Origin of the sequence: Comamonas sp. (assembly GCF_036666375.1) — a bacterium.
Lineage (GTDB): Bacteria > Pseudomonadota > Gammaproteobacteria > Burkholderiales > Burkholderiaceae_C > Comamonas.
In genome coordinates, this window is sequence record NZ_JAVWWA010000028.1 from 22,147 (window position 1) to 48,736 (window position 26,590).

The window sequence follows — 26,590 nt, forward strand, 5'->3', positions numbered from 1 at the left end:
GCAAATCCTGTAACCAATTAATTCGCGCAGCTGTGGTTTTTTCGAACCATGCGCGAATCTGTCATATCACCCGCGTTCCACGGGCCGGCTGGCGTCTGCGCACCATTCGCTCCAGCTGCCGGCGAACAGCGCGGTCTGGCCCAGGCCAGCGACTTCCATCGCCAGCAGGTTGGGCAGGGCGCTGACGCCGCTGCCGCACTGGTGCACCACGCTATCGGCCGGGCGCTCGCCCAGCAGCTGCTGGAATTCGGCGCGCAGCAGTTCGCGCGGCTTGAAGCGCCCGTCGGCCGCGAGGTTCTCGCTGAACGGGCGGTTGAGCGCGCCCGGAATATGGCCGGCCACCGGGTCCAGCGGCTCGACTTCGCCGCGATAGCGCGCACCGGCGCGCGCATCGATCACCGTCTGCGCCGGCGAGCCCAGGCCGGCAAGCACTTCGCGCGCGCTGATCAGGCGGCGCAGCGGCGGCTGCAGCGTGAAGCTGGTCTGGAAGTGGCTGGGTTCGCTGCCCTGGTTCACGGGCTGGCCCGCGGCCTGCCAGGCCTGCAGGCCGCCGTCGAGCACCGCCACGGCGTCATGGCCGGCCCATTTGAGCATCCACCAGAGCCGGCCGCAGTAGTTGGCGCCGTTGCGGTCATAGACCACGGCCTGCATGTCGTTGGAAAAGCCCACGCTCGACAGCCAGACCGAGAAGCGCTCGCGGCTGGGCAGCGGGTGGCGCCCGCCCGAGGCGGGCTGGTCGGCCTGCGAGACCGCGACCGAGCCGTCGCTGCTGGGCATGCCGTGCTTGGCGCTCAGATCGTGGTCCAGGTCGGCAAAGACCGCGCCGGGAATGTGCGCCTGCTCGTACTGCTGGCGGCCGAGACTGGGTTTTCCCAGGTCGAAACTGCAGTCGAACACCATGCACGGCTGGCCGCTGAGCTGCAGCGCATCGAGCTGTTCGGGGGAAATGAGGGTGGTGTAGGTGGTCTTGGACATCAGCGCTCCTCGGCAGACAATCAGAACCCCCGCTGCGCGGAGGCGTGTTCTATCAGTCCATTATCCGACGGCGCGCGCCGCCATGGAGGCCTGCGGCTGGGGGGGCTTCAGTTCCTGGCGCGCAGCACGGTGGCCGCGATGCCACTGCCCACGATGAGTGCCATTCCCAGCCAGCCCATGGGCGGAATCAGGTCGCCAAACACCAGCACGCTGTAGGCGCCGCCAAACGCAATGCCTGAATACTGCAGGTTGGCGACGACCAGGGTCGCGCGGCGCGTGGTTGCATTGGCGTAGGCGCGCGTCATGCACAGCTGGCCGCCGGCGGCGAAAATGCCCACGGGAATGAGCCACAGCGCGGGCCAGCCCGGGAAGTCGGAAACGCCGATGAACAGCATGGCGGCGGCGCCCGCAACAGCCGAGCCCACCGAGAAATAGAACACCACGCGCTGCTCGGGCTCGCCCAGGCGCGACAGCGCGACCACTTGCATATAGGCAACGGCCGAAATCATTCCCGACATCAGTCCGACGATGCCGGCGAGGCCTTGGTCGGCGCCAATGCTCGGGCGCATCATCAGCACCACGCCGACGAAGCCCACCAGCAGGCTCACGATCACCGGCATGTGCAGCGCGGGCCGCGGCGTGGCCGGCGAGGGCCGCCAGGCCATCAGCGCTCCGCCCACCATGAAGGCCGCGATCCACAGGCTGCTCATATAGTTGAGCGTCATCGCCGTGGCCAGCGGCAGCTTGGCGATGGCGTAGAACCAGGCGGCCATCGAAACCACGCCGACCAGCGAGCGCCAGGCATGCATTCCCGGCAGGCTGGTGCGCAGCGTCACGCCTTGTTTTCTTGCCAGCACCCAGAGCAGCGCCATGCTGATCAGGCCGCGGTAGAAAATGATTTCGGCGGTATTGAAGTATTCAGCGGCGAACTTGATGCTCACGCCCATCGTGGCGAAGAAGAAGGCCGCGAGCACCATCCAGAGAACTTGCATACAGAAAACTAGCGCAATCCAAAAAAAAGCTGCAAACGCCTGCGGGGTCAAGCGGTTGCAGCTGGGGTGTCATCAAAGGGCGCAGGCTCAGGGTTTGGGCTGGTCGGCGCCTAGGGCATTGCGGTACCACTCGTGAAAGTGCTGCATGCCGTCTTCCATGGGGCTCTGATAAGGACCGACTTCGTTGTCGCCGCGCGCCAGCAGCGCGCGCCGGCCCGCATCCATGCGCTCGCCGATCTCGTCGTCCTCAATGCAGGTTTCCATATAGGCGGCTTTCTGCGCGTCGACGAATTCGCGCTCGAAGGCGGCGATTTCCTCGGGGTAGTAGAACTCCACCATGTTCATGGTCTTGGTCGGGCTCACCGGGTGCAGGGTCGAGACCGTCAGCACATGCGGATACCACTCGACCATGATGTGCGGGTAGTAGGTCAGCCAGATCGCGCCGCGCTCGGGCAGTTCGCCGTTGCGGTAGTTGAGCAGCACCTCGTGCCAGATCTTGTAGACCTCGGAGCCCGGCTTGCCGAACGAGGGCGCCACGCCCACGGTCTGCACCGAGTACTCCTTGCGGAACTCCCACTCGAGGTCGTCGCAGGTCACGAAGTTGCCCAGTCCCGGGTGGAACGGGCCTACGTGGTAGTCCTCGAGGTAGACCTCGATGAAGGTCTTCCAGTTGTAGTTGCACTCGTGCATCTCGACATGGTCGAGCACGTAGCCGTCGAAGTTCAGCTGCGAGCGCGGGCCCATGTCGGCCAGGTCGCGCGCGATGTCGCGGCCGTTGTCCTCGAACAGCAGACCGTTCCACTCGCGCAGTCCGTAGTTGTTGAGGTTCAGGCAGGGGTCCTGGCTGAAATGCGGCGCGCCCAGCAGCTCGCCGCTGGCGCTGTAGGTCCAGCGGTGCAGCGGGCAGACGATGTTGCCGCCCGCATGGCCCTTGCCATGGCCTTGCAGCGAGCCGCGGCCCTTGAGCATGACGGCCTGGCGGTGGCGGCAGACGTTCGAGATCAGCTCGATGCCGCCCTGGGCATTGCGCACCAGTGCGCGGCCCTCGCCCTCCTGGGGCAGGGCGTAGTAGTCGCCGGGATTGGGAACGCTCAACTGGTGCCCGACATAACGTGGGCCGGACGCAAAGATAGTATCCAACTCGCGCTTGAAAAGCGCTTCGTCGAAATAGCTTGAAACTGGTAGTTGGCTTGCGGCCTGCTGCAGTTGAAGACTTAAATCAGACATGGGTGACCTGACCTAAAGACTCCCCACAGGGAGGGTGCGCGTGCGCACACGAAGAAAAAACAAAACCGGCCACGGACGCGGTCACTTCACGGGAATTGCAACCTCGGCAACCAAGCCGCAAATGCTGCAGAACCCGGACAGATGGCCATGCGCCAGGCCGGTTCGACGGGAATGGGATTATAGCCGGCAGGGTTATTTCCGCCTTGCAGGTACGTGTATTGATGGCATAGGCGCAGACCTTGTGAATTGTGCTGTGCGTCCGGCTTTGTGCAGGGGTTCAGACACAGCGCCTAAAATCAATCGCTTTATCTCATTCTGCTCGCACCCATGCCCAAGGCTTCCGCTGCCCCAACCCCCCCGTCCGAGCCATCCAGTTATGAAGCTGCGCTGGAGGAGCTGGAGCAGCTGATCGCCCGCATCGAGTCGGGCCAGCTGCCGCTGGACCAGATGCTCAGCGGCTACCAGCGCGCCGCAACCCTGCTGGCCTATTGCCGCCAGCAGCTCGATGCCGTGCAGAACCAGATCCAGCTGCTCGACGATGGCGCGCTCCAGGTCTGGAGCCAGGAATGAACGCCGTGACGCTTCCCACTCCGGTCCATGCGGACTTCGATCTGTCTGCCTGGATGCAGCGCCATCTGACCGATGTCGAGCAGGCGCTGTCGCGCTGGGTCGGTGTGGACGCGCCCGCGCAGTTGGGCGAAGCCATGCGCTATGCCGTGCTCGATGGCGGCAAGCGCCTGCGCCCGCTGCTGGTGCTCGCGGCCTGCGAGGCCGTGGGCGGCCTGCAGACTGCGGCGCTGCGCGCGGCCTGCGCGGTCGAGCTGATCCATGCGTATTCGCTGGTCCATGACGACATGCCCTGCATGGACAACGACGTGCTGCGCCGCGGCAAGCCCACGGTGCATGTGCAGTTCGGCGAAGCCCGGGCGCTGCTGGCCGGCGATGCGCTGCAGGCGCTGGCTTTTGAATTGATCGCGCCCGCGGGTGACGAGCATGCCGAACTGCCGGCCGCCATGCAGGCGCGGCTGTGCAGTCTGCTGGCGCGCGCCGCCGGCGCGCGCGGCATGGCCGGCGGCCAGGCCATAGACCTGGCCAGCGTGGGCCTGCAGCTGTCCGAAGACCAGCTGCGCCAGATGCACCGCCTCAAGACCGGCGCGCTGCTCCAGGGCAGCGTGCTCATGGGTGCGGCCTGTGCGGATGTCAGCCCGGGCACGCGCGCCGCGCTGGCCGAGTACGGCGCGGCGCTGGGCCTGGCGTTCCAGGTGGTGGACGACATCCTCGACGTGGTCGCGGATTCGGCCACGCTGGGCAAGACGGCAGGCAAGGATGCCGCCAACGACAAGCCGACCTATGTCTCGCTGATGGGGCTCGAAGGCGCACGCGCCTATGCCGACCTGCTCGCAGCCCAGGCCCATGCAGCGCTGGCGCAAACCGGCCTGGCCGATACGCGCGCGCTGTCGGCGCTGGCCGACCAGGTGATTCGCCGCTCGCACTGAGGCAGCGCGGCCGACCTGCGCGCGCGCGGGTCTTGTCGCCCGCCCGGTGCGCCGAATGTGAGAACTACAGTAAATTGGCCTATTGCATATGCTCGATGAGCATTGGCTGCTACTAGAAAAATAGCAAATGTCCACGAATTCCTATCCCCTGCTGCAGACGGTCGAAAGCCCCGCCGACATGCGCCGCTTCTCGCGTGCCCAGCTCAAGACGCTGGCCGCGGAGCTGCGCAGCTATGTGCTCGACAGCGTGTCGCGCACGGGCGGCCACCTGAGTTCCAACCTGGGCACGGTGGAACTCACCGTGGCGCTGCATGCGGTGTTCAACACGCCCTATGACCGCCTGGTCTGGGACGTGGGCCACCAGACCTACCCGCACAAGATACTCACGGGCCGGCGCGACCGCATGCCCAGCCTGCGCCAGCTCGGCGGACTGTCGGGCTTTCCGCTGCGCAGCGAAAGCGAGTACGACACCTTCGGCACCGCGCATTCGTCGACCAGCATCTCGGCCGCGCTGGGCATGGCCCTGGCCGCCAAGCGCAAGGGCGAGAAGCGCCGCGCCGTGGCCATCATCGGCGACGGCGCGATGACTGCAGGCATGGCGTTCGAGGCGCTCAACAACGCGGGCGTGTCGGACGCCAATCTGCTGGTGATCCTCAACGACAACGACATGAGCATCAGCCCGCCCGTGGGCGCGCTCAACCGCTACCTGGCCCAGCTGATGAGCGGGCAGTTCTACGCCAAGGCGCGCGACATGGGCAAGAGCGTGCTCAAGCAGGTGCCGCCGCTGCTCGAGCTCGCCAAGCGCCTGGAGCAGTCGGCCAAGGGCATGGTCGTGCCGGCCACGCTGTTCGAGAACTTCGGCTTCAACTACATCGGACCCATCGACGGCCATGACCTCGACTCGCTGATTCCCACGCTGGAAAACATCAAGGGCCTCGAAGGTCCGCAGTTCCTGCATGTGGTGACCAAGAAAGGCCAGGGCTACAAGCTCGCCGAGGCCGACCCCGTCACCTATCACGGCCCGGGCAAGTTCGATCCCGAAGTCGGCATCGTCAAGCCGTCGACCCCGCCCAAGACCACGTTCACCCAGGTCTTCGGCCGCTGGCTGTGCGACATGGCGGCCCAGGACGAGCGCCTGGTCGGCATCACGCCCGCCATGCGCGAAGGCTCGGGCATGGTCGAGTTCGAGCAGCGCTTTCCGCTGCGCTACTACGACGTGGGCATTGCCGAGCAGCATGCGGTGACGTTTGCCGCGGGCATGGCCTGCGAGGGCGTCAAGCCCGTCGTGGCCATCTACTCGACCTTCCTGCAGCGCGGCTATGACCAGCTGATCCACGACGTGGCGCTGCAGAACCTGCCCGTGGTGTTCGCGCTCGACCGCGCAGGCCTGGTCGGTGCCGATGGCGCGACGCATGCGGGCAACTACGACATCCCGTTCGTGCGCTGCATTCCCAACATGGCCATGGCCTGTCCCGCCGATGAACGCGAATGCCGCCAGCTGCTGAGCACGGCGTTCGCGCAGAACGGCCCGGTCGCGGTGCGCTATCCGCGCGGCAGCGGTGCGGGCGTGCAGCCGCTGGCAAGCCTCGAAGGCCTGCCTTTCGGCAAGGGCGAGATCCGCCGCGAATCGACGGTCCAGGCCGAAGCCGGTCCGCGCATCGCCATCCTCGCGTTCGGCAGCCTGCTGTATCCCGCGCTCGAGGCGGCCGAAGCGCTGGACGCGACCGTGGTCAACATGCGCTGGGCCAAGCCGCTGGACGTCGAACTGCTGCTCGAAGTCGCGGCGCGCCACGACGCGTTGGTGACGCTCGAAGAGGGCGCGATCATGGGCGGCGCGGGCAGCGCCGTGCTCGAAGCGCTGCAGGCCGCGGGCGTGCAGCGCCCGGTGCTGCAGTTGGGCCTGCCCGACCAGTTCATCGAACATGGCGATCCGGCCAAGCTGCTGGCGCTGCAGGGGCTGGATGCCGCTGGCATTGCGCAATCGGTGCGCGCGCGTTTTCTGCGCGATTGAGCGCGTCTGCGCCATGACCCCAAGCCGCCGCCAGGCGGCTTTTTTCGTTTCTGGCCACGGTATGCGCGTGTTCGCGCGCTTTGCATGCAAAAAATATGCTCCGAATGCGGGTAAAGCCGGGTTTACCCAGGACGGTTTGCGACCGTGGCGTTTTTACAATCTCTGACAACCAGCCTGGATGGGTAGCCCATCTCCACGGGGGAGCTGACCGTCGTTCAGCCAGGCCTATTACCGGAGTGTTTACATGGATCGTCGTTCATTGATCAAGCAGGCGGGTATCGCTGGCGTTCTGGCCGCGGGTGTCGCGCCTGCCGTGCATGCGCAGGCCGCCGTGCGCTGGCGCCTGGCATCGAGTTTCCCCAAGTCGCTTGACACCATTTTCGGCAGCGCCGAAATGTTCGCCCGCACCGTCAAGGCCCTGTCGGGTGGCAAGTTCGAAGTTTCCCTGCATGCCGCAGGCGAGCTGATGCCGGCATTCGGCGTGGTCGATGCGCTGCAGAACGGCACGATCGAAATGGCGCAGACCGCGCCTTACTACTTCACCGGCAAGGATGCGATCTTCGCGTTTGCCTGCGCCGTGCCGTTCGGCCTGACCGCGCGCCAGATGGATGCCTGGATGGACCATGGCAACGGCCGCAAGCTGATGGATGCGTTCTTCGCCAACTACAACTTCAAGAGCTACAGCGCGGGCAACACCGGCACGCAGATGGGCGGCTGGTACCGCAAGGAAATCAAGTCCGTTGCCGACCTCAAGGGCCTGAAGATGCGCCTGGGCGGCGGTCTGTTCGGCGAAGCCATGGACAAGCTGGGCGTGGTCGCGCAGAACATGCCCGCGGGCGATGTCTACCAGGCGCTGGAAAAAGGCACGCTGGACGCCACCGAGTTCGTCGGCCCCTACGACGACCAGAAGCTGGGCTTCAACAAGGTCGCGCCTTACTACTACTATCCCGGCTGGTGGGAAGGCGGCGCCGAGCTCGAGTTCTTCGTCAACACCAAGGCCTACGCCGCGCTGTCGACCGAGAACAAGGCCATCGTCGATGCCGCGACCAAGATCGCGGCGCGCGACATGACGTCCAAGTACGACGCCTTCAACCCCATCGCGCTCAAGAAGCTCGTGGCCGACAAGACCCAGCTCAAGCCTTTCCCCAAGGACGTCATGGACGCCGGCTTCAAGGCCTCGATGGAAGTCTTTGCCGAGCACGAGGCCAAGTCGCCCGAGTTCAAGAAGATCCACCAGGACATGCGCGCCTTCCAGCGCGACCAGCTGCTGTGGGAGCGCTTCTCGGAGTTCCGTTACAACAGCTACATGACTTCGGTCAAGCTGTAAAAAGAACATGGCTGGCAACGCCTACGCGATCCAGCCCATGGCACGAAACCGGTATCAGGACTGTCCAAGCCCTGGCCGGTTTTTTTTCGCCCTGCCGCCGCTGCGGGCGCGCAGGCTCGGTATCACACAGGAGACACAAATTGGATCGTCGTTCCATCTTGAAAAATGCCGGCATTGCCGGTGTTCTGGCGGCCGGGGCCGCGCCCGCCGTGCATGCACAACCCGTGGTGCGCTGGCGCATCGCCTCGAGCTTTCCCAAGTCCCTGGACACCATCTACGGCTCGGCCGAAGTGTTTGCCCGCGCGGTCAAGGAAATGACCGGCGGCAAGTTTGACGTCACCGTGCATGCGGCCGGCGAGCTGATGCCGGCCTTCGGCGTGGTCGACGGCGTGCAAAACGGCACCGTCGAAGTCGCGCACACCGCGCCTTACTATTTCTTCGGCAAGAACGAAGCGTTTGCCATTGGCGGAGCGATTCCCTTCGGCATGAATTCGCGCCAGCTCACGGCCTGGATGGTCGACGGCAACGGCCAGAAGCTGATGCGCGAGTTCTACGCCAAGTTCAACATCGTCAATTTCCTGGGCGGCAATACGGGCGCGCAGATGGGTGGCTGGTTCCGCAAGGAAGTGAAGTCGCCGGCCGACATCAAGGGCCTGAAGTTCCGCGTGGGCGGCTTTGCGGGCCGGGTGATCGAGCGCATGGGCGGCGTGCCGCAGAACATCCCCGGCGGTGAGATCTACCAATCGCTGGAAAAGGGCACGATCGATGCGGCCGAGTGGATAGGACCCTATGACGATCTGAAGCTGGGCTTCAACAAGGTCGCTCCCTACTACTACTACCCCGGCTGGTGGGAAGGCAGTCTGAACCTCGAGTTCTATGTGAACCAGAAGGCCCTGGCCGCGCTGACGCCCGAGTACCGTGGCATTGTCCAGGCCGCTGCCCACGAGGCCCATGTGATCACGCAGGGCCGCTATGACGCGCGCAATCCCGGTGCGCTCAAGCAACTGGTGGCCGCCAAGGCCAAGGTGCTGCCGTTCCCGCAAAGCGTCATGGATGCATCGTTCAAGGCAACCATGGAACTCTACGCCGAGCTCGACAAGAGCAATCCCGAGTGGAAGAAGATCTACGCCGACTACCGCAACTTCCAGCGCGACCAGATCCTCTGGTTCCGCTTTGCCGAGTCGCGTTTCGACAACTACATGGCGGCCCAGAAGCTCTGACCGCAGCATTCCGTTCTCACCCCGAAGCCAGGCCCTGCCTGGCTTTTTTTATCTTTTGAGCCCGGGAAAACACCAACGACATTTTGCTTTTCTTTGACTTGTCTGTTGGTATACCATCTGACAAAAGATACTAAGGAGACAGCTGTGAATGGATTGCATGGTGCTTTGAAGAATCGTTGTCTGCGCTTCACGCGCCGGGCAATCCTTGTGGGCGCGGTGGCGGCGGCTGCCGGCAGCGCCTGGGCGGTCTATCCCGACAAGCCCATCATCCTGATCGTGCCGTTTGCGCCCGGCGGCAGCTCGGACATCATCGCGCGCACCATTGCGCCCGAGCTGTCAGCCAGGCTGGGCCAGTCCATCGTGGTCGAAAACACCGCGGGTGCGGGCGGCGTGCTGGGCATGACGCGCGCCGTGCGCTCCCCGGCCGACGGCTACAGCCTGCTGCTGGGTTCGGGCTCGGAAGTGCTGATCAACAAGCTGATCAACCCGGCGCTGCAGTTCGACGGTCTGAAAGACTTGAAGCCCGTGGTGTTCGTCGGCACGGGTCCGATGGTGCTGGTCGGCAAGAAGGCCTTGCCGCCCAATACGGTGGCCGAACTCATCAGCTACGCCAAGGATGAAAAGAACGTGCTGAACTTCGCATCGGCCGGCAACGGCACGCCCATGCATGTGGCCGGCGAACTGTTCAATCTCAAGGCCGGCACCAGGATCTCCCATATCCCGTACCGCGGCGCCTCGCCGGCGCTGGTCGATGTGATGGGCGGGCAGATCGAGCTGGGCATTTCCACGCTGACCGCGGCCCAATCGTTCATCAAGGCCGGAAAGATCAAGGCCTACGGCGTGCTCGGCCGCGAGAAATCGCCGCTGGCGCCCGACATTCCCGCCATAGGCCAGGTACCCGGTCTCGAAGCCGTGGATCTGGGCGTGTGGTTCGGCCTGTTCGTGCCGACCAGGACGCCGGCCGATGTGACCAGCAAGCTGGAAACCGCGGCGCGCGCGGTGATGGCCAATCCCGAGATCGTCAAGAAGCTCGCCGAGCAGGGCGTGATCGCCTCGGGCGAGTCGGCCGGCAAGCTCAACAGCTTCATGGCGCAGGAAGTCGAAAAGTACCGCGCGGTCATCAAGGCCGCGGACATCAAGCCCCAGTAACCGTGCATTCCATCAGAGAGAAGACCATGACCGATCTGCAGAACATTGGCGTACGCAAAATCGTCGCCTATACCGAGGAAAGCCTGATCGAAGGCGGCAAGGCCTGCGCCACGCCGCTGCAACTGTTCGGCGTTGCCGCCGTGCTGCGCAACCCCTGGGCCGGCCGCGCGTTCGAGGAAAACCTGACGCCCGAAATCATGCGCATCGCACCCGTGCTGGGCAAGGCGCTGACCGACCGCATCGTTGCGCTCGCGGGCTCGGCCGCGGCCATCGAGGCCTATGGCAAGGCCGCCGTGGTCGGCATAGACGGCGAAGTCGAACACGCTTCGGCGCTGATCCACACGCTGCATTTCGGCAACTTCTACCGCAAGGCCGTGGGCGCCAAGAGCTATCTGAGCTTCACCAATGTGCGCGGCGGCCCGAACTGCTCGCTGGCGATTCCCATGATGCACAAGGACGATGAAGGCAAGCGCTCGCACTATCTGACGCTGCAGTTCGCGATCAACGATGCGCCGGGCCCGAACGAGATCGTGGTGGCGCTGGGCGCATCGGTCGGCGGCCGTCCGCACCACCGCATTGGCGACCGTTACCAGGATCTCGCGGCGCTGGGCTCCAATGAAACTGTCTGAGCCAAGCTGCGCTTTCGACGGCACGGCCTATCGGAGCCGGGGCGCGGGTGAAACCATTGTTCTGATCCATGGCGTGGGCATGGACCAGCGCAGCTGGCAGCCGCAGATCGAAACGCTGTCGCAAGCCCACCGCGTGCTGACCTACGACATGCTGGGCCATGGCGAAAGCCGGCTGCCGGCCGAGGGCGTGCAGCTCGCGGATTTCGCCGATCAGCTGCTGCGCCTGCTCGACCATCTGCAGATTGCCCGGGCCCATGTCGTGGGCCATTCCATGGGGGCGCTGGTGGCCATCGAGTTCGCGCTGCGCCACCCCGGGCGCTGCCAGCGCCTGATGGCCTTGAACGCGGTGTTCCAGCGCTCGCCCGCGCAGCGCGCAGCGGTCCTGGAGCGCGCGCGCACCTTGCAAAGCGAAGGCGTCGCGGCCACGGTCGACTCGACCATTGCACGCTGGTTCGGCACGCCCGTGCCCGCGCACCTGCATGCGATCGCGGCCTTGACGACCGACATCCTGGCCGACGTGAATGCGCTGGGCTATGCACGCGCCTACGGACTGTTTGCGGCCTCGGACGAAGTCCATGCGCAGCAGCTGCCGCAGCTGGCCATGCCCGCGCTGTTCATGACCGGCGAAGGCGACCCGAACTCCAGCCCGGCGATGTCGCAGGCCATGGCCGCGCTTGCGCCCCAGGGCCGGGCCGAGATCGTTCCGGGCGCGCGCCACATGATGAATCTGACCGATGCCGATGCGGTCAATGCACGGCTTCTGCGGTTCATCAGCGCCGCTGCGTGAGGCGTTGTTGGTGTCTGTTACAGGTACTAGAATGCCGCTTGGCTGGCCGCACATTCAAGCCCTTTGCCACGGCGCTCTGAACCAGGAACCCCCTCTGTGCTTGAATCACTTTCTCCCTCGCTCAAAGTAGACCGGTCGGCCAAGACCTTGCGCGAGCTGACGCTGGAGAAAATGCACGAGGCCATCTTCGGCGGCTATTTTCCGCCGGGCGACAGGCTGGTGGAGCGCAAGCTCTGCGAGTTGCTGGGTGTGAGCCGTTCCGTGATCCGCGAAGTGCTGCGCCAGCTCGAGTCCGAAGGCCTGGTCGAGACCATAGCCCATCAGGGGCCGGTGGTTGCCACGGTGGATGTCGACCGCGCGCGCCAGATCTATGATCTGCGCGCGCTGCTCGAAGGCCAGGCCGCGCGGGTGTGCGCCGAGAAAGCCTCGGACGAGACGCTGCGCGAACTCGCTCAGCTGAACGAGCATATCCAGCAGGCGTTTGCGCGCGACGAATTCGCGCTGGTGATGGAGCGCACCACGGCGTTCTACCAGCGCATGTTCCTGGGCAGCGGCCTGGACGTCGCCTGGGAGATGGTGCAGTCGCTGAACGCGCGCATCAACCGCCTGCGCGCCATGACCATCAGCTCGGCCGAGCGCAAGTCCGCGACGGGGCAGGAAATGGCGGCGCTGGTCGACGCGCTGCTGCGCCGCGACGCCGACGCTGCCGAGAAAGCTTCGCGCAGCCATATCCAGAAGGCCGCCGAAATCGCGATCAGCAAGCTTTCGCGCAGCTGATACGCAGCCCATGTAAAAAGCCCCTGCGGGCGAACCGGCAGGGGCTTGGGGGCAGGGTGCAGGCCTGGCTTATTCCTTCTTGCCTTCGCGCTCCAGCGCTTCCTGCATGGCCTTGAGGGCGTCGTTGTCGCTGCCCGCAGCGTCGGCAGCGGGTGCATCTGCCGCAGGCGCGTCGGGCGCCGCGGCGTCGGCAGGGGCGGCGCCTCCGGGCATGTTCAGGCTCGGGTCCTCGAAGTCCATTGCGGGCGGCATGCTGGCTTCCATTTCCAGGCGCACCTTGTCGAGGTCGTATTCGACCTTTTCATCGAGGCCGCTGGAGACAATGCCCGGGAAGATGATGATCAGCGCGACCATCACCAGCTGGATCACCAGGAACGGAATCGCGCCCGCGTAGATCTGCATGGTGGTCACGGGCTCGACCATCTTCTTGGTGACCTTGTCGACATAGGCCTTGGTGGGCGCGACGCTGCGCAGGAAGAACAGCGCAAAGCCGAACGGCGGGTGCATGAACGAAGTCTGCATGTTGACCGCGAGCAGCACGCCGAACCAGACCAGGTCGATGCCCAGCTTGTCAGCGACGGGCGCGAGCAGCGGCACGATGATGAACGACAGCTCGAAGAAGTCGAGGAAGAAGGCCAGGAAGAAGACCATCACGTTGACGACGATCAGGAAGCCCAACTGGCCGCCCGGCAGACCGGCCAGCAGATGCTCGACCCACAGCGGTCCGTCCACGCCCTGGAAGGTCAGGCCGAACATGGTCGCGCCGATCAGGATGAACAGCACGAAGCACGACAGCTTGGTGGTCGACATCAGCGCCTGGCGCAGCAGCGCCATGTTGAGGCGGCCGCGCAGCAGCGCCATGATGCCTGCGCCCAGCGCGCCCATGGCGCCGCCTTCGGTGGGCGTTGCCACGCCCAGGAAGATGGTGCCCAGCACCAGGAAGATCAGCAGCAGCGGCGGGATCAGCACAAAGGTCACGCGTTCGGCGACCTTGGACAGCAGGCCCAGGCGCGTGATGCGATTGAACGAGGCGGCGATGAACGCCAGCGCCACGCCAAAGCACATCGAGACGACGATGGTCTCGTCGAGCGCGACCTTTTCCACCGCTTCGCCGGTCCACCAGGTGTGCAGGTCTGCCATGTGCTGGCCGACATAGATCGACGCGCCCACGCACAGCACGGTGAGCACCAGCAGCGAAGGCATGCCCGACTTGCCGTTGTCATCGCGCAGCGTGCGCGCTTCGGGCGGCAGTGCGGGCACCATGTGCGGCTTGAAGATCGCCAGGGCGATGATGAACAGCGCGTAGAAGCCGGTCAGCATCAGGCCGGGAATGAACGCGCCCTTGTACATGTCGCCGACGCTGCGGCCCAGCTGGTCGGCCAGGATGATCAGCACCAGCGATGGCGGAATGATCTGGGCCAGCGTTCCCGAGGCCGCGATCACGCCCGAGGCAATGCGTCGGTCGTAGCCGTAGCGCATCATGATGGGCAGCGAGATCAGGCCCATGGAGATCACCGAGGCCGCGACCACACCCGTGGTTGCGGCCAGCAGCGCGCCGACGAAGATCACCGCCAGCGCCACGCCGCCGCGCACCGGGCCGAACAGCTGGCCTACGGTGTCGAGCAGATCTTCGGCCATGCCGCTGCGTTCAAGTATCAGCCCCATGAGGGTGAAGAACGGGATCGCCAGCAGCGTGTCGTTCTGCATGATGCCGTAGATGCGCAGCGGCAGGGCCTGCAGCAGCGCTTCGGGCAGCACGCCCAGCTCGACGCCGATGAAGGCAAAGAACATTCCGCAGGCGCCCAGGCTGAACGCGACCGGAAAGCCCAGGAGAAGAAAACAGATCAGGCCCGCGAACATGATCGGGGCCAGGTTGTGGGTCAGGAATTCCATGAAAAGTGTCTCCTGCGCTCAAGCGTTGGGCTTCTTGCTTGGGCCCTTGGAGGCTTCGGCCAGGTTGCGGATGGCTTCCGCCAGGTCTTCTTCGGCCGTCTTCTCGACTTTCTTGGCGGTCGGGTCGTCGATCAGGCCTTGCAGAAACGCAATGCGCTTGATGAGCTCGGACCAGCCCTGCAGCAGCAGCAGGCCAAAGCCCAGCGGCATCATCAGATAGACGGGCCAGCGGATCAGTCCACCGGCGTTGCTCGACATTTCGCCGGTCTGGAACGCTTGCCAGAAGAACGGAATGCCCAGCCACAGAACGGCCAGGCTCATGGGCGTGAGAAACAAGGCGAAGCCGAAGATATCGATCCAGATCTGCTTGCGCTTGGACAGGCGGCTGGCGATCACGTCGACCTTGACATGCTCGCCCTGCAGCAGGGTATAGCCGGCGGCAAGCAGAAAGGAAGCAGCGAACAGATACCACTGCACTTCGAGAAAGGCGTTGGAACTGGTGTTGAACACCTTGCGCACCACCGCGTTCACGCCGCTGATGACGGTGGAGGCAAGAATGAGCCAGATGATGTATTTGCCGACCTGGGTGTTAAGCCAGTCGACCCCTCTCGAAAATTTGAGTAAAGCCTGCATGGTGTCTCCAATCAAAAGGCCGTTTGTCTTGCCGGGCCGGCCACGGGTAGGAGGCTTCCGGTGATTTTTTGCAAGCACCGATTTTAAAGAGCAGATGCAGGAAAATTACTACGTTCAATATAGGACTTTTACTATATTTTTAGTGCATATATTGCTATTGATTTGGTAGCAATAGGGGTTTACCTTGGTCGGGTAAATTGTCGTTTTTTTGACGTTTTTACGCCATTTTCAGTCGATGCCAAAACGGCTGCGCAAGGCGTCGCTGAAGGCCGCGCTGGCGCTGAGCGTGAGCCCCAGCGTGGTGCGCTGTCCCGTTGCCTGTGCCGCGGCAAGCTGCAGCCGGCCCGTGGATTCGTCATAGCGCACGTTCAGGGGCGCGCCGTCCTCTTGCTGCGCATGCAGGTCGAAATCCCAGTCGCCGCCTTCTTCTATCGGTCCGCGCCGGCCGGCGAACGCGCGGCTGGCCCAGCGCAGCAGCTGCTCGACTTCGGTGGTCAACGCGGGCAGGCGCTCGGTCGTGACGCTGGCCAGCGCGTCCCAGGTGGCCGTGCCTTCGTCGTCTTCGCTGTAGTCAAAATCCAGATAGTCCAGTGCCATGTGCGTTCCCCGAAAAAGCCGCCATTGTGGCGCCGGCTACATGGCCTTGAAGCGGTGGGCATAGAGCCGGCTCACGGGCAGGCGCTCCGTGCGGCCGCGCAACTGCAGCTGCAGGCGCCCGGATTCGTCGCGCAGCGCCGCGCGAATCGCGCTGGCGCGCACCAGCGTGCTGCGGTGTATCTGCCAGAACACTTCGGGGTCGAGCTGGTCGCAAAGTTCCTTGAGCGGCGTGCGTATCAGGTACTCGCGTTCGGCCGTGAGAACGCGCACGTACTTGTCGGCGGCTTCGAAGCAGAGCACTTCGTCCACGGGCACCAGATCTATATGCGCGCCCGCGCCGGCCTGTATCACCGTGAGCCGCGGCAGCGCCGCTGGCGTGCTCGGCGCCTGCAGCAGCTGGCGCAGTTGGGCCAGGGTGCGCTCCAGGTCCTGCGGCGCGGCCGCGTTGCGGCTGGACGCGCGCTGCGCAAGCAGGCGCTGCAGCCGGGCTACCGTGGTCTGCAGACGCTGCGCCTGCACGGGCTTGAGCAGATAGTCGACCGCCTGGGCTTCGAATGCCTGGACCGCGTACTGATCGTAGGCCGTGACCAGCACCAGCGCGGGAAAGGGCGGGCCGCCTTCTTGGGCATGGGGCCAGGCATCTGCCAGTTCGGCTGCGGCTTCGAGCCCGCTCAGGCCGGGCATGCGGATATCGAAGAACAGCACGTCGGGCTGCAGCTCCAGTGCCTGGCGCACGGCACTCAGGCCGTCGCCCACGCTGGCAACGATCTCGAGTCCGGGCCAGGCGCGCGCCAGCGCCTGCTCCAGCGCCTGGCGCAGCAGGGGTTCGTCTTCGGCGATCAGCGCGCGCGCCGGGGATGTCATTGCGGGTTCTCCAGATGCAGCGGCAGCACCACGCTGCAGCGCGTGCCGCCTTCGGCGCGGGCTTGCAGCAGCAGCCCGGCCTGGTCGCCGTAGAGCGTCAGCAGGCGCTCGCGCACCTGCGCCAGGCCGAAATGCCGTGGCGCCGGACCGTTGGCGAAATCCTGCGCCGCCAGGCCCGCGCCGTTGTCCAGTACCTCGAGCCGCAACCTGCCATCCGGCGTTGCGCAGGCGCGCACCACGATTTCGCCGCCCGCGATCTGCGGCTCCAGGCCGTGGCGTATCGCGTTCTCGACCAGGGGCTGCAGCAGCAGGGCCGGCACGGCTGCGGGCGCGAGTTCGACGGGCAGCTCCAGCTGGTAGCGCAGGCGTGCGCCCATGCGCACCGCCATCAGTTCGAGGTAGTCGTGCAGGCGCGCGAATTCGGCGCGCAGCGCATGCTGCGGCGCGCGCGCGCCATCCAGCGTGGCGCGCAGATAGGCGATGAAGTGGTCGAACATGGCCTCGGCGCGCGGCGCATCGCTGGCAATCAGCACGCGCAGGTTGGCCAGGGTGTTGAACACCATGTGCGGCTCGAGCTGGGCTTCGAGCAGCTTGAGCCGCGCTTCGGCGGTGTCGCGCTGGCTCTGGACGATGGCGCGCTGCAGTTCCTGCGCCTTGCCGCGGTGAAACAGCACCAGGCACATGGCGATGCTGATCGCCGCAGTGAGCGCCAGCGTGGTCAGGCCCGCGGCGCTGGTCAGCGCCTGGGTTAGCGAGAACGGCTGCTCATCGCCGCGGTAGAGCCGGCCCATGGTGCCGCCCAGCAGCGCGCCGGCGGCGATGCCCGCAACCACCAGCGCCGGGCCGCGCCAGCCCGCAGGCCAGGGGATGGCCTGGCGGCGCGTGAGCAGCAGCCGGCCCAGGTCGATCACCAGCCAGCTGATCAGGCCCACGCACAGCGAGTAGACCAGTTGCGCGTCCCACGCGCCCTGGCCCGTGGCCTGCAGCGCGAGCGCGGTCAGGCAGCACAGCACGGCCGTGCACAGGCCGTGCAGGCCGAAGGTCCGCGCATTGAAATGCGGCATCAATGGGGCGATGGACATGGTCGGTGGCATTGTCGCGCATCGCTGTGCACGGCTCAGCCCTGACGCTGGCGCTGCAGCAGCCGGCGCTCGCGTGCCAGCAGGCGGTCATGCAGGCTGCCGCCGGGCAGGTGGAGCCAGACGACAGCGCCATGGATCAGCAGACCCAGGCCCCAGCCCAGCGCGGGGTAGACGGCCCAATGCCGACCCTGCTGCGCCGACAGTGCGGCCAGCAGCAGGTTGACCAGCACATAGACCGTGGCGTGAATCGCCCAGCCCATCTTCATGCCCGCGCGCCGGCGCGCCAGGCGCTCGAGCGCGTCTTCGTTCATTGCAGGGGAGGTGGAAAAGGTCATGGCAGGGCTCCGTTCGGTGAAAGCGATGGCATGACTGTGCGCGCCGGCCGGCGCTGCCGCCAGCGCCCTGCGACGGAATGCAGATGCATGGCGCGGAATGACAAAAAACAGGCGCCAATCGGAATCAGGATCCGATAGGGGAAATCTTTTGTTACGCGCCTGCAGCGCGGGCATTTTGCGGCGCGCGTCCATAATCTCTGGCTTTCAACCGCCAAACAGGACATTTCCGTGGATATCGTATTGCTGGTCAAGGCCGCCATCATGGGCGTGGTCGAAGGCCTGACCGAGTTCTTGCCCATTTCATCGACGGGTCACCTGATTCTGGCGGGCGCCCTGCTGGGCTTCGAAGGCGAGAAAGCCAAGGTGTTCGACATCGCCATCCAGACCGGCGCGATCTTCGCGGTGATCCTGGTCTATTGGCAGAAGATACGCAGCACCGTGGTCGAGCTGCCGACCAGCGCCCATGCGCGGCGCTTCGCGCTCAATGTGTTCATCGGCTTCCTGCCTGCCGTGGTGCTGGCGCTGGCCTTCGGCAAGCTGATCCAGGCCCATCTGTTCACGCCCATGGTGGTCGCGACCACGTTCATACTGGGCGGTTTCGTGATCCTCTGGGCCGAGCGCCGCCCGAACGCTTCGGTGCGCGTGCATTCGGTGGATGACATGACGCCCATGGACGCGCTCAAGGTCGGCCTGGCGCAATGCCTGGCCATGGTGCCGGGCACCAGCCGCAGCGGCGCGACCATCATCGGCGGCATGCTGCTGGGCCTGTCGCGCAAGGCGGCGACCGATTTCTCGTTCTTCCTGGCCATGCCCACGCTGATTGGCGCGGGCGTCTACAGCCTCTACAAGCAGCGCGCGCTGCTGACCGCGGCCGACATTCCGATGTTTGCCGTGGGCCTGCTGTTCTCGTTCATCAGCGCCTGGTTCTGCGTGCGCTGGCTGCTGCGCTACATCTCCAGCAACAGCTTCGTGCCGTTTGCCTGGTACCGCATCGTGTTCGGCATCATCGTGCTGGTCACGGCCTGGACCGGAGTGATCGCCTGGCACGGCGAATGAGCGCTGGCGAGTTCCATCGCCTGACGCACAACGCCACTGCCGATGTCGTGGCGTTCGCGCGCTGCGTCGCGCAAACGGAGTTTCTGTTCGACCACGCCAGCGATGCGGATGCGCTGGCGCAATATCGGGCGGCCTGGCTTGACGCCGAAATCCTCAATGCGCTGGCGCTCGAGCGCTGGGACAGCGATGGCCGACCCGCGGACTGGAGCGCTGTGTGGCGCGCCGAATTCGCGCGCGATGCGGCCCACACTGTCGCGGCGCTGCAGGCGGTGGTCGCACTTCATTTCAAGCCCGCGAAGTAGCGCCCGGGCGGCTGCCCCAATGCTTTCTTGAACATGGTGATGAACGCGGTCACGGAGTCGTAGCCCAGATTGCCCGCGACCTGCTGCACGGTCGCGCCCTCGGACAGCTGGCGCAGCGCAACGAGGATGTGCAACTGCTGGCGCCAGCGGCCGAAGGTGAGCCCGGTTTCCTGCGTCACCAGCCGCGCAAGCGAGCGCTCGCTCATCGCTAGGCGCTGGGCCCACTGTGCAAGGGAAGTGCGGTCCGATGGATCCTTGGTCAGGCAGCGGGCCATGCGGCGTATCTTTGCATGGTCCGAGACCGGCAGGTAAAGCTGCTCCACGGGCGCAGTCACCAGCAGTTCCAGCAGCAAGGCTTCGACGCGCGCGCTGCCGGCTTCCCCTGCGGCCGCAAGATGCAGGATCAGCTCGCGCAGCAGCGCGCTGATGGCCAGCGTGCAGCATTGTTCGGGCATGCGCGCTGCGGCCGGCTCTATGAACAGAAAGCAGATGCGTGCATTTTCGGTCGCGCGGTTGCTGTGCGGCATGCCGCCGGGAATCCAGACGCCGTGCTGGGGCGGCACCATCCACATGCCCTGGGGCACTTCGCAGGTCACGCTGCCGTGCAAGGCCAGCACCAGCTGGCCCTTGCGATGGCGGTGAATCGGCTGCTCGGCGTCGTTCTGCGAGATTTCCACATGCAGGCCCACGGCCGGCCGGGTGTCGAGGTCGGCGTCATAGCTGCACAGCAGGCGCGAAAGGGAGGCGTGATTTGTCATGATTTAGCGATCATCTGTCTTTTCTTCTATATTCAAGCACGACCGGGCTTCGTACAGTAAGGCTTAGTACTTCGAGCCTTAGCGATGACCACTCTGACGAAACAGCGATCCGCGCGCCACGCGGTGCTTCTTGCCGGCACCCTGCTGGTCGCCGCCAACCTGCGCGTTCCCGCGACCGGCCTGCCGCCGCTGCTCGGGCCCATCACCGAGCACTTCGGCCTGAGCACCGCGGCCGCGGGAGCGCTGACGACGCTGCCGCTGCTGGCCTTTGCGCTGCTGTCGCCGTTCGCCGCGGCAATTGCGCGCCGCCTGGGGCTGGAGCGCACGCTGCTGTGCGCCATGGCGACGATAGCGCTGGGCATAGGCCTGCGCTCCAGCGGCTGGGAATGGGCTTTGTATCTGGGAACCTGGATTCTCGGCATGGGCATAGCGGTGGGCAATGTGCTGCTGCCCGGTCTCGTCAAGCGCGACTTTCCCGACAACGTGGCGGCGATCACCGGCGCCTATGTGCTCTCCATGGGAGTGGTAGCCGCCCTGGGCTCGGCCGTGGCCGTGCCGCTGGCAGATGCCTACGGCTGGCAGGCCGCGCTCGCGGGCTTCGTGCTCGTGCCGCTGGCGGCGATGGCGGTCTGGGCAACGCAGTGGCGCAGCGCCGGCGTGCCGGCACCTGCAGACGCGCGCGCGCAGCCGCCGGTGCCCATCTGGCGCTCCGCGCTGGCCTGGCAGATCACGTTCTATCTGGGCCTGAACTCGACCATTTACTACGTGGCGATAGGCTGGCTGCCGTCCATCCTGGCAGAGTCGGGCATCTCGGCCCAGCAGGCCGGAACGCTGCACGGCGTGCTGCAGCTGGCTTCGGCGATTCCCGGCCTGGTGCTCGGGCCCATCGTGCGGCGCATGACCGATCAGCGCCTGGCCGCGGCGCTGGCCGCGGCAATGTCGACCCTTGCGCTGCTGGGCTTCTGGCTGCTGCCTTCGCTTTCCTGGCTGTGGTCCGTGCTGTTCGGCATGGGCACGGGCGCGACGTTCATTCTGGGCCTGACCTTCGTTGCGCTGCGCACCCGGGATGTGGCGCAGTCGACCGCGCTGTCGGGAATGTCGCAAAGCGTGGGCTATCTGCTGGCGGCGGTGGCACCCATGGCCATGGGCGCGCTGCATGACAGGCTCGGGGGCTGGCAGGTTCCGCTGCTGGTCTGCGCGGCCCTCGCGGCGGCGGCCGTGGCCATGGGCGTGCTTGCCGGACGCAATCTGCGCATCGGTGCCTGAAGGCAGGGCAGCGTCCCTATGATGACGGTCCATGCCCGCAGCGGGCTGGCAATTCAATCAAGGAGAATTCATGGCAGCAGAAAAAGTGGCACTGATCACCGCCGGCGGTTCCGGCATGGGCGCGGCCGCGGCGAAGAAGCTGGCGCAGGACGGCTACCGCGTCGCCATCCTGTCGTCTTCGGGCAAGGGCGAAGCCCTTGCCAATGAGCTCGGCGGCGTGGGCGTCACGGGTTCCAACCAGTCCACCGAAGACCTGCAGCGCCTGGTCGATCTGGCGATGCAGCGCTGGGGCCGCATCGATGCGCTGGTGAATTCCGCCGGCCACGGCCCGCGCGCACCGATTCTCGACATCACCGATGAAGACTGGCACAAGGGCATGGAAGTCTATTTTCTCAACGCCGTGCGGCCCGCGCGCCTGGTCGTGCCCATCATGGAGAAGCAGGGCGGCGGCGCCATCGTCAACATCTCCACGGCCTGGGCGTTCGAGCCTGTCGACACCTTCCCCACATCGGCGGTGTTCCGCGCGGGCCTGGCGAGCTTCACCAAGATCTTCACCGACCGCTACGGCGCCAAGAACATCCGCATGAACAATGTGCTGCCGGGCTGGATAGACAGCCTGCCGCAGACGGATGCGCGGCGCGAGACCGTGCCCATGGCGCGCTACGGCAAGGCCGAGGAAATCGCCGCGACCGTGGCGTTTCTGCTGTCGGACGGTGCGGGCTACATCACGGGACAGAACATCCGCGTCGACGGCGGGCTGTCGCGTTCCGTTTAAGCGCTGCCCAGCGACGCCAGATTGAGCAGTGACGCCTCGATCGCCGCGGCCGTGGCTTCGGGGCGTTCCATCGGGAACAGATGGCTGCCGTCGAGAATCATGCTGCGGCCCTGCGTGATGCGCAGCGTCATGTCCATGCCCACCTGCTTCATTTCCTGCGAGCTGCGCCCGCCGATGAAAGCCGCGGGGCAGCGCAGCGGATGGCGGCGCAGCAGCGCGTCGAGGTTGTGCGGCAAGGTGTTGTAGATTGCGGTCTCGACTTCGCGCTCGAAGGCCAGCATGCGCTTGCCGTCGTGGTCCTTGAGGCAGCGCGTCACGTAGTCGTGCAGCACGTCGGGGTGCCAATGCGCAAAGGCCTTCTTGGTGCGGAAATATTCCAGCGCCTCGTCGTCGCTGGCCCAATGGTTGCGCCGGCGCTGGCTGATCTTTCCCGGCGAGACCGAGCCCACGAGCTGGGTGCGCTTGGCCATGCCCAGGGCATTGGCGCGCCAGCCGCTGATCAGCGGCGAGTCGATCAGCAGCACGCCGCGCGCGAGTTCGGGGTGCAGCGCCGCGGCCATCACGCTGAGGAAACCGCCCAGCGAATGCCCGACGAAGAACACCGGCTCGCCGCGCCGCTCGACTTCGGCGCGCGCGAAGTCGGCCAGCTGCTGCACCAGATGCGGCCAGTTGTTGCTGACGGGGTAGCGCGGGTCATGGCCGAAGCTGTCGACGGCCCGCGTCTCGCAGCCGCGCTTGCGCAGCAGCGAGAACAGCAGGCGGTAGGTGGCGGCTGGAAAGCTGTTGGCGTGGGAAAAGACGATGGGCAGCATGGGACGGCTGCGCTCAGGGCGTGGAAGTGTCTTCGTCGTCCTGGGCGTCGGGCGCCTTGGCCGGCGGATTCGCGGGATCGGCTTCGCCGGCCATCAGATGGTCGGGGTGCACGGGAGCGATGGGCAGGTGCGCGGGCGCGCGCAGCGACGAAGCCGCGGAGTAGGCGCCTGCCTGGCGCAGGCCCGCGGGCGCAGCCGGTGCGGGCTGGGCCGCGACGATGGCCGGCGTGATCTTGTGCAGCGGGTGGCAGCGCCGGCTCGCGACACGGATAGGCGCATTGGTCGCGCCGCCGTCCCAGGCCGGGTCCTCTATGCTGTCGAACACATGGCGCAGGCGTTCGCCCCAGTTGTCGTGCAGCAGCCGGTAGTAGGGATTGGTCTCGTCGATGCAGACGATCTTGTCGCTGGAGAACTGGTCGGCCTCGTAGACGATCAGGTCCAGCGGCAGGCCCACCGACAGATTGGACTTGATGGTGCTGTCCATCGAGACCAGCGCGCACTTGGCGGCTTCGTCCAGCGGCGTCTGCGGCGTGATCACGCGGTCGAGCACGGGCTTGCCGTACTTCGATTCGCCGACCTGGAAGTAGGGCGTCTCGTGCGTGGCCTCGATGAAGTTGCCTGCCGAGTACACCTGGAACAGCCGCATGCCTTCGCCGCGGATCTGGCCGCCCAGCACCAGCGAGACATTGAAGTCCAGGCCCGCGCGCTTGAGCGCCACGCCGTCGCGGTCATAGACATGGCGCACGGCCGCGCCCAGGATGCGCGCGGCATCGAACATGCTGCGCGCGTTCCAGATGGTCAGCATTTCGCCGGTGTGTTCGTCGCGCAGCTGCTGCAGCTGCAGGATTTCGCGCACCGACTGGGAAATCGACAGATTCCCGGCCGACAGCAAGACCATGAAGCGGTCGCCCGGCGACTCGTAGACCATCATCTTGCGAAAGGAGCTGATGTGGTCGAGTCCGGCATTGGTACGCGAGTCGGCCAGAAACACCAACCCCGCGTCTAGTTTGATGGCTACACAGTAGGTCATGGCTTTTGAGCGAGTCCTTGAAGAGCGTACAAAATATCGAGGGCCTCACGCGGGCTCAGCGTATCGAGTTCCAGGCCCAGCAGGCGTTGCTGCAGCAGACTGACTTCGGCGTGGGGTTCGGGCGCTTGCGGCGCGGCGAACAGATCCACCTGACGCCGGTCTTCGCCGGCGCGCTCTTCCAGCGCTGCCAGCGTATGTCTCGCATGGTAGAGCACTGCGGTGGGCATTCCCGCAAGTTTAGCCACCTGGATACCGTAGCTTCTACTGGCAGGCCCTGGCTGTATTTCATGTAGAAACACAATGTCACTTCCTGATTCAGTTGCGCCCACGTGCACATTCACTGCCTGGCGCGCTTTCGCCGGCAGGTCGGTGAGCTCGAAGTAGTGGGTGGCGAACAGCGTGAACGCGCGCGTCTTGTCGTGCAGATGGCTGGCGATGCCGCTGGCCAGCGCCAGGCCGTCGAAGGTGCTGGTGCCGCGGCCGATCTCGTCCATCAGCACCAGGCTGTGCGGCGTCGCCGCATGCAGGATCTGCGCGGCCTCGGTCATCTCGAGCATGAAGGTCGACTGGGCGTTGGCCAGGTCGTCGGCCGCGCCAATGCGCGTGTGGATGGCGTCTATGGGCCCCAGACGGCAGGCCGTGGCCGGCACATGGCTGCCCATGCTGGCCAGCAGCACGATCAGCGCCACCTGGCGCATATAGGTCGACTTGCCGCCCATGTTGGGGCCGGTGATGATCTGCATGCGCGCATTGGCGTTCATGCGCGTGTGGTTGGCAATGAAGGCACCGCTGGAGGTTTCGGCCAGACGTGCTTCGACCACGGGGTGGCGGCCGCCTTCGATCTCGATGCAGGGCTGGCTGACGAACTCGGGCGCGCACCACTGCAGCGTGAGCGAGCGTTCGGCCAGCGTGCACAGCAGATCGAGCGTGGCCAGCGCGCCGGCGACCCGAGTCAGGCCCGGCACATGGGGCTGGAGCTGGTCGAGAATCTGCTCGTAGAGCCACTTCTCGCGCGCCAGCGCGCGCTCGTTGGCCGACAGCGCCTTGTCCTCGAAGTTCTTGAGTTCGGGCGTGATGAAGCGCTCGGCGTTCTTGAGCGTCTGGCGGCGGCGGTAGTCGTCGGGCACGCGGTCCAGATAGCTGGTCGTGACTTCGATGTAGAAGCCATGCACCTTGTTGAACTGCACGCGCAGATTGGGAATGCCGCTGCGCGCCTTCTCGCGCGTCTCGAGGTCGAGCAGAAAGCTGTCGCAATTCGTCTGGATGGCGCGCAGCTCATCAAGCTCGGCGTCGAAGCCGCCCGCTATCACGCCGCCGTCGCGCACCAGCGCCGCGGGCTCTTCCAGCAGCGCGGCCAGCAGCAGCGCTTCGCAGCCCGCGGGCGGCAGGGTGTCGGCAAAGACCTGGTTCAGATAGGCGGACGGCGAGGCGCCGGTCGCGGACAGCAGCTGGGCCTTGGCCAGCGTCCTGGCCAGCGCCACCAGTTCGCGCGGGCGCACCTGGCGCAGCGCGATGCGGGCCGTGATGCGCTCGACATCGCTCACGCCCTTGAGTTCGGCGCGCAGCATCTGCCAGGGCGCGGTGCCCGAGCCCTGGCTGCCGCGCAGCACTTCGGTGGCCTGGAGGCGCTCGCGCGCGGCGCTGCGGTCGCGCCTGGGCTCCAGCATCCAGTTCTTGAGCAGGCGGCTGCCCATTCCGGTCTGGCAGGTGTCCAGCAGCGAGAACAGCGTGGGGCTGTCTTCGCCGCGCAGCGTCTTGAGCAGCTCGAGGTTGCGGCGCGTGGCCGGCGGCAGGTCGATCAGCTCGTCGTCGCGCTGCACCTGCACGCTGTGCAGGTGGGTCAGCGTGCGCCCCTGGGTGTGCTCGGCATAGGACAGCAGCGCGGCCGAGGCCGCATGCGCCAGGCCCAGGCCTTCGGCGTTCCAGGCCAGCAGGCTGGCCGCGCCCAGCTGCTCGAGCAGCTTGCGCTCGCCCAGCGCCTGGTCGAACTGCCAGTCGGGCCGCGGGCTCAGCGGGCAGGCGAGGCTGCCGCTCTGGCGCAGGCCGTGCAGCTGTTTCTCGAAACGCTCGGTCACGCCCGCGCTGTAGATCACTTCGCTGGGCGCGATGCGCACCAGCCAGTCGCCGAGCTCCTCGGGCGTGCATTCGGCCAGGTGCACCCGGCCCTGGGTCACGCTGAGCCAGGCCAGGCCGCAGCGGTTGCGCGCGCCCGCATGCACGGCCAGCAGCATGGCTTCGCTCTTGTCGGACAGCAGCGCCGCATCGGTCAGCGTGCCCGGCGTGACGACGCGCACCACCTTGCGCTCGACAGGACCCTTGTTCGCACCGACTTCGCCGACCTGCTCGCAGATCGCCACCGACTCGCCCATCTTGATCAGCCGCGCCAGGTAGTTCTCCAGCGCGTGGAAAGGCACGCCGCACATGGGAATCGGCTGGCCGCCCGACTGGCCGCGCTGCGTCAGCGTGATGTCGAGCAGCCGCGTGGCCTTTTCGGCATCGGCGTAGAACAACTCGTAGAAGTCGCCCATGCGGTAGAACACCAGCGTGTCGGGGTACCCGGCCTTGAGACCCAGGTATTGCTGCATCATGGGCGTGTG

At 65.8% G+C, this 26,590-nt stretch carries 26 protein-coding genes; 13 read left to right on the forward strand and 13 right to left on the reverse strand.

What is annotated here, in order from left to right; translation table 11 throughout:
- Nucleotides 1-66: 66 nt before the first annotated feature.
- The 3 genes from RR928_RS09310 to RR928_RS09320 form a co-directional block, all read right to left on the reverse strand.
- Nucleotides 67-975, reverse strand: coding sequence for a sulfurtransferase (locus RR928_RS09310; RefSeq protein ID WP_332682282.1), 909 nt, complete (start codon nt 973-975; stop codon nt 67-69).
- Between the two features lie 107 nt (nt 976-1,082).
- Nucleotides 1,083-1,967, reverse strand: a complete 885-nt coding sequence (locus RR928_RS09315) for a DMT family transporter (RefSeq protein WP_332540109.1) — start codon at nt 1,965-1,967, stop codon at nt 1,083-1,085.
- An 87-nt stretch (nt 1,968-2,054) separates the two neighbouring features.
- The gene (locus RR928_RS09320) at nt 2,055-3,194 is read right to left on the reverse strand and encodes an aromatic ring-hydroxylating oxygenase subunit alpha (protein WP_332540108.1); all 1,140 of its coding nucleotides are present in this window, start codon (nt 3,192-3,194) and stop codon (nt 2,055-2,057) included.
- Nucleotides 3,195-3,521: 327 nt separating this feature from the next.
- Between RR928_RS09320 and xseB the strand changes: the two genes are divergently transcribed.
- The 9 genes from xseB to RR928_RS09365 all read left to right on the forward strand — a co-directional run bounded on the left by xseB (nt 3,522) and on the right by RR928_RS09365 (nt 12,590).
- A complete protein-coding gene (gene xseB / locus RR928_RS09325; RefSeq protein ID WP_332540107.1) occupies nt 3,522-3,764 on the forward strand; it encodes an exodeoxyribonuclease VII small subunit in 243 nt (80 codons plus the stop codon).
- 53 nt (nt 3,765-3,817) lie between these two features.
- Entirely contained in the window at nt 3,818-4,690 is an 873-nt protein-coding gene (locus tag RR928_RS09330; RefSeq protein ID WP_332540113.1) for a polyprenyl synthetase family protein, read from the forward strand.
- A gap of 127 nt (nt 4,691-4,817) precedes the next feature.
- Nucleotides 4,818-6,701 (forward strand): 1-deoxy-D-xylulose-5-phosphate synthase, encoded by a 1,884-nt coding sequence (dxs, locus tag RR928_RS09335; protein ID WP_332549495.1) that lies wholly within the window; start codon nt 4,818-4,820, stop codon nt 6,699-6,701.
- A 244-nt stretch (nt 6,702-6,945) separates the two neighbouring features.
- Nucleotides 6,946-8,028, forward strand: a complete 1,083-nt coding sequence (locus tag RR928_RS09340) for a TRAP transporter substrate-binding protein (protein WP_332537932.1) — start codon at nt 6,946-6,948, stop codon at nt 8,026-8,028.
- 140 nt (nt 8,029-8,168) lie between these two features.
- Nucleotides 8,169-9,248, forward strand: coding sequence for a TRAP transporter substrate-binding protein (locus RR928_RS09345; protein WP_332537933.1), 1,080 nt, complete (start codon nt 8,169-8,171; stop codon nt 9,246-9,248).
- Between the two features lie 144 nt (nt 9,249-9,392).
- Nucleotides 9,393-10,397 (forward strand): Bug family tripartite tricarboxylate transporter substrate binding protein, encoded by a 1,005-nt coding sequence (locus tag RR928_RS09350; RefSeq protein ID WP_332537934.1) that lies wholly within the window; start codon nt 9,393-9,395, stop codon nt 10,395-10,397.
- Nucleotides 10,398-10,423: 26 nt separating this feature from the next.
- Nucleotides 10,424-11,026, forward strand: coding sequence for an amino acid synthesis family protein (locus tag RR928_RS09355; protein WP_332549494.1), 603 nt, complete (start codon nt 10,424-10,426; stop codon nt 11,024-11,026).
- Nucleotides 11,013-11,813: an alpha/beta fold hydrolase gene (locus RR928_RS09360; RefSeq protein WP_332549493.1), complete on the forward strand. Its 801-nt coding sequence runs from the start codon at nt 11,013-11,015 to the stop codon at nt 11,811-11,813. Before RR928_RS09355 ends, RR928_RS09360 begins: the two co-directional genes overlap by 14 nt.
- A gap of 171 nt (nt 11,814-11,984) precedes the next feature.
- The gene (locus RR928_RS09365) at nt 11,985-12,590 is read left to right on the forward strand and encodes a GntR family transcriptional regulator (RefSeq protein WP_442881642.1); all 606 of its coding nucleotides are present in this window, start codon (nt 11,985-11,987) and stop codon (nt 12,588-12,590) included.
- 69 nt (nt 12,591-12,659) lie between these two features.
- Here the strand turns inward: RR928_RS09365 and RR928_RS09370 are convergent, their stop codons facing one another.
- From RR928_RS09370 to RR928_RS09395, 6 genes are all read right to left on the reverse strand, one after another.
- Nucleotides 12,660-14,483 carry a TRAP transporter large permease gene (locus RR928_RS09370; protein ID WP_332537938.1) on the reverse strand — a complete coding sequence of 608 codons (1,824 nt, stop codon included), beginning with the start codon at nt 14,481-14,483 and terminating at the stop codon, nt 12,660-12,662.
- 18 nt (nt 14,484-14,501) lie between these two features.
- The gene (locus RR928_RS09375; RefSeq protein ID WP_332682286.1) at nt 14,502-15,116 is read right to left on the reverse strand and encodes a TRAP transporter small permease subunit; all 615 of its coding nucleotides are present in this window, start codon (nt 15,114-15,116) and stop codon (nt 14,502-14,504) included.
- A 228-nt stretch (nt 15,117-15,344) separates the two neighbouring features.
- Nucleotides 15,345-15,713 (reverse strand): hypothetical protein, encoded by a 369-nt coding sequence (locus RR928_RS09380; protein ID WP_332537940.1) that lies wholly within the window; start codon nt 15,711-15,713, stop codon nt 15,345-15,347.
- Nucleotides 15,714-15,749: 36 nt separating this feature from the next.
- Nucleotides 15,750-16,577 (reverse strand): LytR/AlgR family response regulator transcription factor, encoded by an 828-nt coding sequence (locus tag RR928_RS09385; RefSeq protein WP_332537941.1) that lies wholly within the window; start codon nt 16,575-16,577, stop codon nt 15,750-15,752.
- Nucleotides 16,574-17,659: a sensor histidine kinase gene (locus RR928_RS09390; RefSeq protein WP_332682289.1), complete on the reverse strand. Its 1,086-nt coding sequence runs from the start codon at nt 17,657-17,659 to the stop codon at nt 16,574-16,576. The genes RR928_RS09385 and RR928_RS09390 overlap by 4 nt, the downstream gene beginning before the upstream one ends.
- A 35-nt stretch (nt 17,660-17,694) precedes the next feature.
- Nucleotides 17,695-17,994 carry a 2TM domain-containing protein gene (locus RR928_RS09395; protein WP_332537943.1) on the reverse strand — a complete coding sequence of 100 codons (300 nt, stop codon included), beginning with the start codon at nt 17,992-17,994 and terminating at the stop codon, nt 17,695-17,697.
- Between the two features lie 228 nt (nt 17,995-18,222).
- On the opposite strand from RR928_RS09395, the gene RR928_RS09400 reads away from it, so the two are divergent.
- Nucleotides 18,223-19,050: an undecaprenyl-diphosphate phosphatase gene (locus tag RR928_RS09400; protein ID WP_332537944.1), complete on the forward strand. Its 828-nt coding sequence runs from the start codon at nt 18,223-18,225 to the stop codon at nt 19,048-19,050.
- Nucleotides 19,047-19,352 carry a hypothetical protein gene (locus RR928_RS09405; protein ID WP_332682291.1) on the forward strand — a complete coding sequence of 102 codons (306 nt, stop codon included), beginning with the start codon at nt 19,047-19,049 and terminating at the stop codon, nt 19,350-19,352. Before RR928_RS09400 ends, RR928_RS09405 begins: the two co-directional genes overlap by 4 nt.
- Here RR928_RS09405 and RR928_RS09410 read toward each other — a convergent pair.
- On the reverse strand, nt 19,331-20,110 hold the full coding sequence (locus tag RR928_RS09410) for an AraC family transcriptional regulator (RefSeq protein WP_332682293.1): 780 nt from the start codon (nt 20,108-20,110) through the stop codon (nt 19,331-19,333). The genes RR928_RS09405 and RR928_RS09410 overlap by 22 nt on opposite strands.
- 84 nt (nt 20,111-20,194) lie before the next feature.
- Between RR928_RS09410 and RR928_RS09415 the strand changes: the two genes are divergently transcribed.
- Together RR928_RS09415 and RR928_RS09420 are read left to right on the forward strand one after the other, a co-directional pair.
- Nucleotides 20,195-21,376, forward strand: a complete 1,182-nt coding sequence (locus RR928_RS09415) for an MFS transporter (protein WP_332537947.1) — start codon at nt 20,195-20,197, stop codon at nt 21,374-21,376.
- A gap of 70 nt (nt 21,377-21,446) precedes the next feature.
- Nucleotides 21,447-22,151, forward strand: coding sequence for an SDR family oxidoreductase (locus RR928_RS09420; RefSeq protein WP_332549762.1), 705 nt, complete (start codon nt 21,447-21,449; stop codon nt 22,149-22,151).
- On the opposite strand, the gene RR928_RS09425 is transcribed toward RR928_RS09420, so the two are convergent.
- The 3 genes from RR928_RS09425 to mutS all read right to left on the reverse strand — a co-directional run.
- Complete coding sequence (locus tag RR928_RS09425) at nt 22,148-22,963, reverse strand: alpha/beta hydrolase (protein WP_332537949.1); 816 nt, start codon at nt 22,961-22,963, stop codon at nt 22,148-22,150. The genes RR928_RS09420 and RR928_RS09425 overlap by 4 nt on opposite strands.
- A 13-nt stretch (nt 22,964-22,976) precedes the next feature.
- Entirely contained in the window at nt 22,977-23,993 is a 1,017-nt protein-coding gene (locus RR928_RS09430; RefSeq protein ID WP_332537950.1) for a proteasome-type protease, read from the reverse strand.
- Nucleotides 23,990-26,590 (reverse strand): DNA mismatch repair protein MutS (mutS, locus tag RR928_RS09435; protein ID WP_332682296.1); only part of this gene is annotated, 2,601 nt, incomplete at its 5' end. The genes mutS and RR928_RS09430, both read right to left, overlap by 4 nt.

Excerpts from the sequence above, each read along its gene's own strand:
- RR928_RS09310 (WP_332682282.1), bottom strand. The coding sequence starts at position 975 with ATGTCCAAGACCACCTACACCACCCTCATTTCCCCCGAACAGCTCGAT.
- RR928_RS09315 (WP_332540109.1), bottom strand. The coding sequence starts at position 1,967 with ATGCAAGTTCTCTGGATGGTGCTCGCGGCCTTCTTCTTCGCCACGATG.
- RR928_RS09320 (WP_332540108.1), bottom strand. The coding sequence starts at position 3,194 with ATGTCTGATTTAAGTCTTCAACTGCAGCAGGCCGCAAGCCAACTACCA.
- xseB (WP_332540107.1), top strand. The coding sequence starts at position 3,522 with ATGCCCAAGGCTTCCGCTGCCCCAACCCCCCCGTCCGAGCCATCCAGT.
- RR928_RS09330 (WP_332540113.1), top strand. The coding sequence starts at position 3,818 with ATGCAGCGCCATCTGACCGATGTCGAGCAGGCGCTGTCGCGCTGGGTC.
- dxs (WP_332549495.1), top strand. The coding sequence starts at position 4,818 with ATGTCCACGAATTCCTATCCCCTGCTGCAGACGGTCGAAAGCCCCGCC.
- RR928_RS09340 (WP_332537932.1), top strand. The coding sequence starts at position 6,946 with ATGGATCGTCGTTCATTGATCAAGCAGGCGGGTATCGCTGGCGTTCTG.
- RR928_RS09355 (WP_332549494.1), top strand. The coding sequence starts at position 10,424 with ATGACCGATCTGCAGAACATTGGCGTACGCAAAATCGTCGCCTATACC.
- RR928_RS09360 (WP_332549493.1), top strand. The coding sequence starts at position 11,013 with ATGAAACTGTCTGAGCCAAGCTGCGCTTTCGACGGCACGGCCTATCGG.
- RR928_RS09365 (WP_442881642.1), top strand. The coding sequence starts at position 11,985 with ATGCACGAGGCCATCTTCGGCGGCTATTTTCCGCCGGGCGACAGGCTG.
- RR928_RS09370 (WP_332537938.1), bottom strand. The coding sequence starts at position 14,483 with ATGGAATTCCTGACCCACAACCTGGCCCCGATCATGTTCGCGGGCCTG.
- RR928_RS09375 (WP_332682286.1), bottom strand. The coding sequence starts at position 15,116 with ATGCAGGCTTTACTCAAATTTTCGAGAGGGGTCGACTGGCTTAACACC.
- RR928_RS09380 (WP_332537940.1), bottom strand. The coding sequence starts at position 15,713 with ATGGCACTGGACTATCTGGATTTTGACTACAGCGAAGACGACGAAGGC.
- RR928_RS09385 (WP_332537941.1), bottom strand. The coding sequence starts at position 16,577 with ATGACATCCCCGGCGCGCGCGCTGATCGCCGAAGACGAACCCCTGCTG.
- RR928_RS09390 (WP_332682289.1), bottom strand. The coding sequence starts at position 17,659 with ATGTCCATCGCCCCATTGATGCCGCATTTCAATGCGCGGACCTTCGGC.
- RR928_RS09395 (WP_332537943.1), bottom strand. The coding sequence starts at position 17,994 with ATGACCTTTTCCACCTCCCCTGCAATGAACGAAGACGCGCTCGAGCGC.
- RR928_RS09405 (WP_332682291.1), top strand. The coding sequence starts at position 19,047 with ATGAGCGCTGGCGAGTTCCATCGCCTGACGCACAACGCCACTGCCGAT.
- RR928_RS09410 (WP_332682293.1), bottom strand. The coding sequence starts at position 20,110 with ATGACAAATCACGCCTCCCTTTCGCGCCTGCTGTGCAGCTATGACGCC.
- RR928_RS09415 (WP_332537947.1), top strand. The coding sequence starts at position 20,195 with ATGACCACTCTGACGAAACAGCGATCCGCGCGCCACGCGGTGCTTCTT.
- RR928_RS09420 (WP_332549762.1), top strand. The coding sequence starts at position 21,447 with ATGGCAGCAGAAAAAGTGGCACTGATCACCGCCGGCGGTTCCGGCATG.
- RR928_RS09425 (WP_332537949.1), bottom strand. The coding sequence starts at position 22,963 with ATGCTGCCCATCGTCTTTTCCCACGCCAACAGCTTTCCAGCCGCCACC.
- RR928_RS09430 (WP_332537950.1), bottom strand. The coding sequence starts at position 23,993 with ATGACCTACTGTGTAGCCATCAAACTAGACGCGGGGTTGGTGTTTCTG.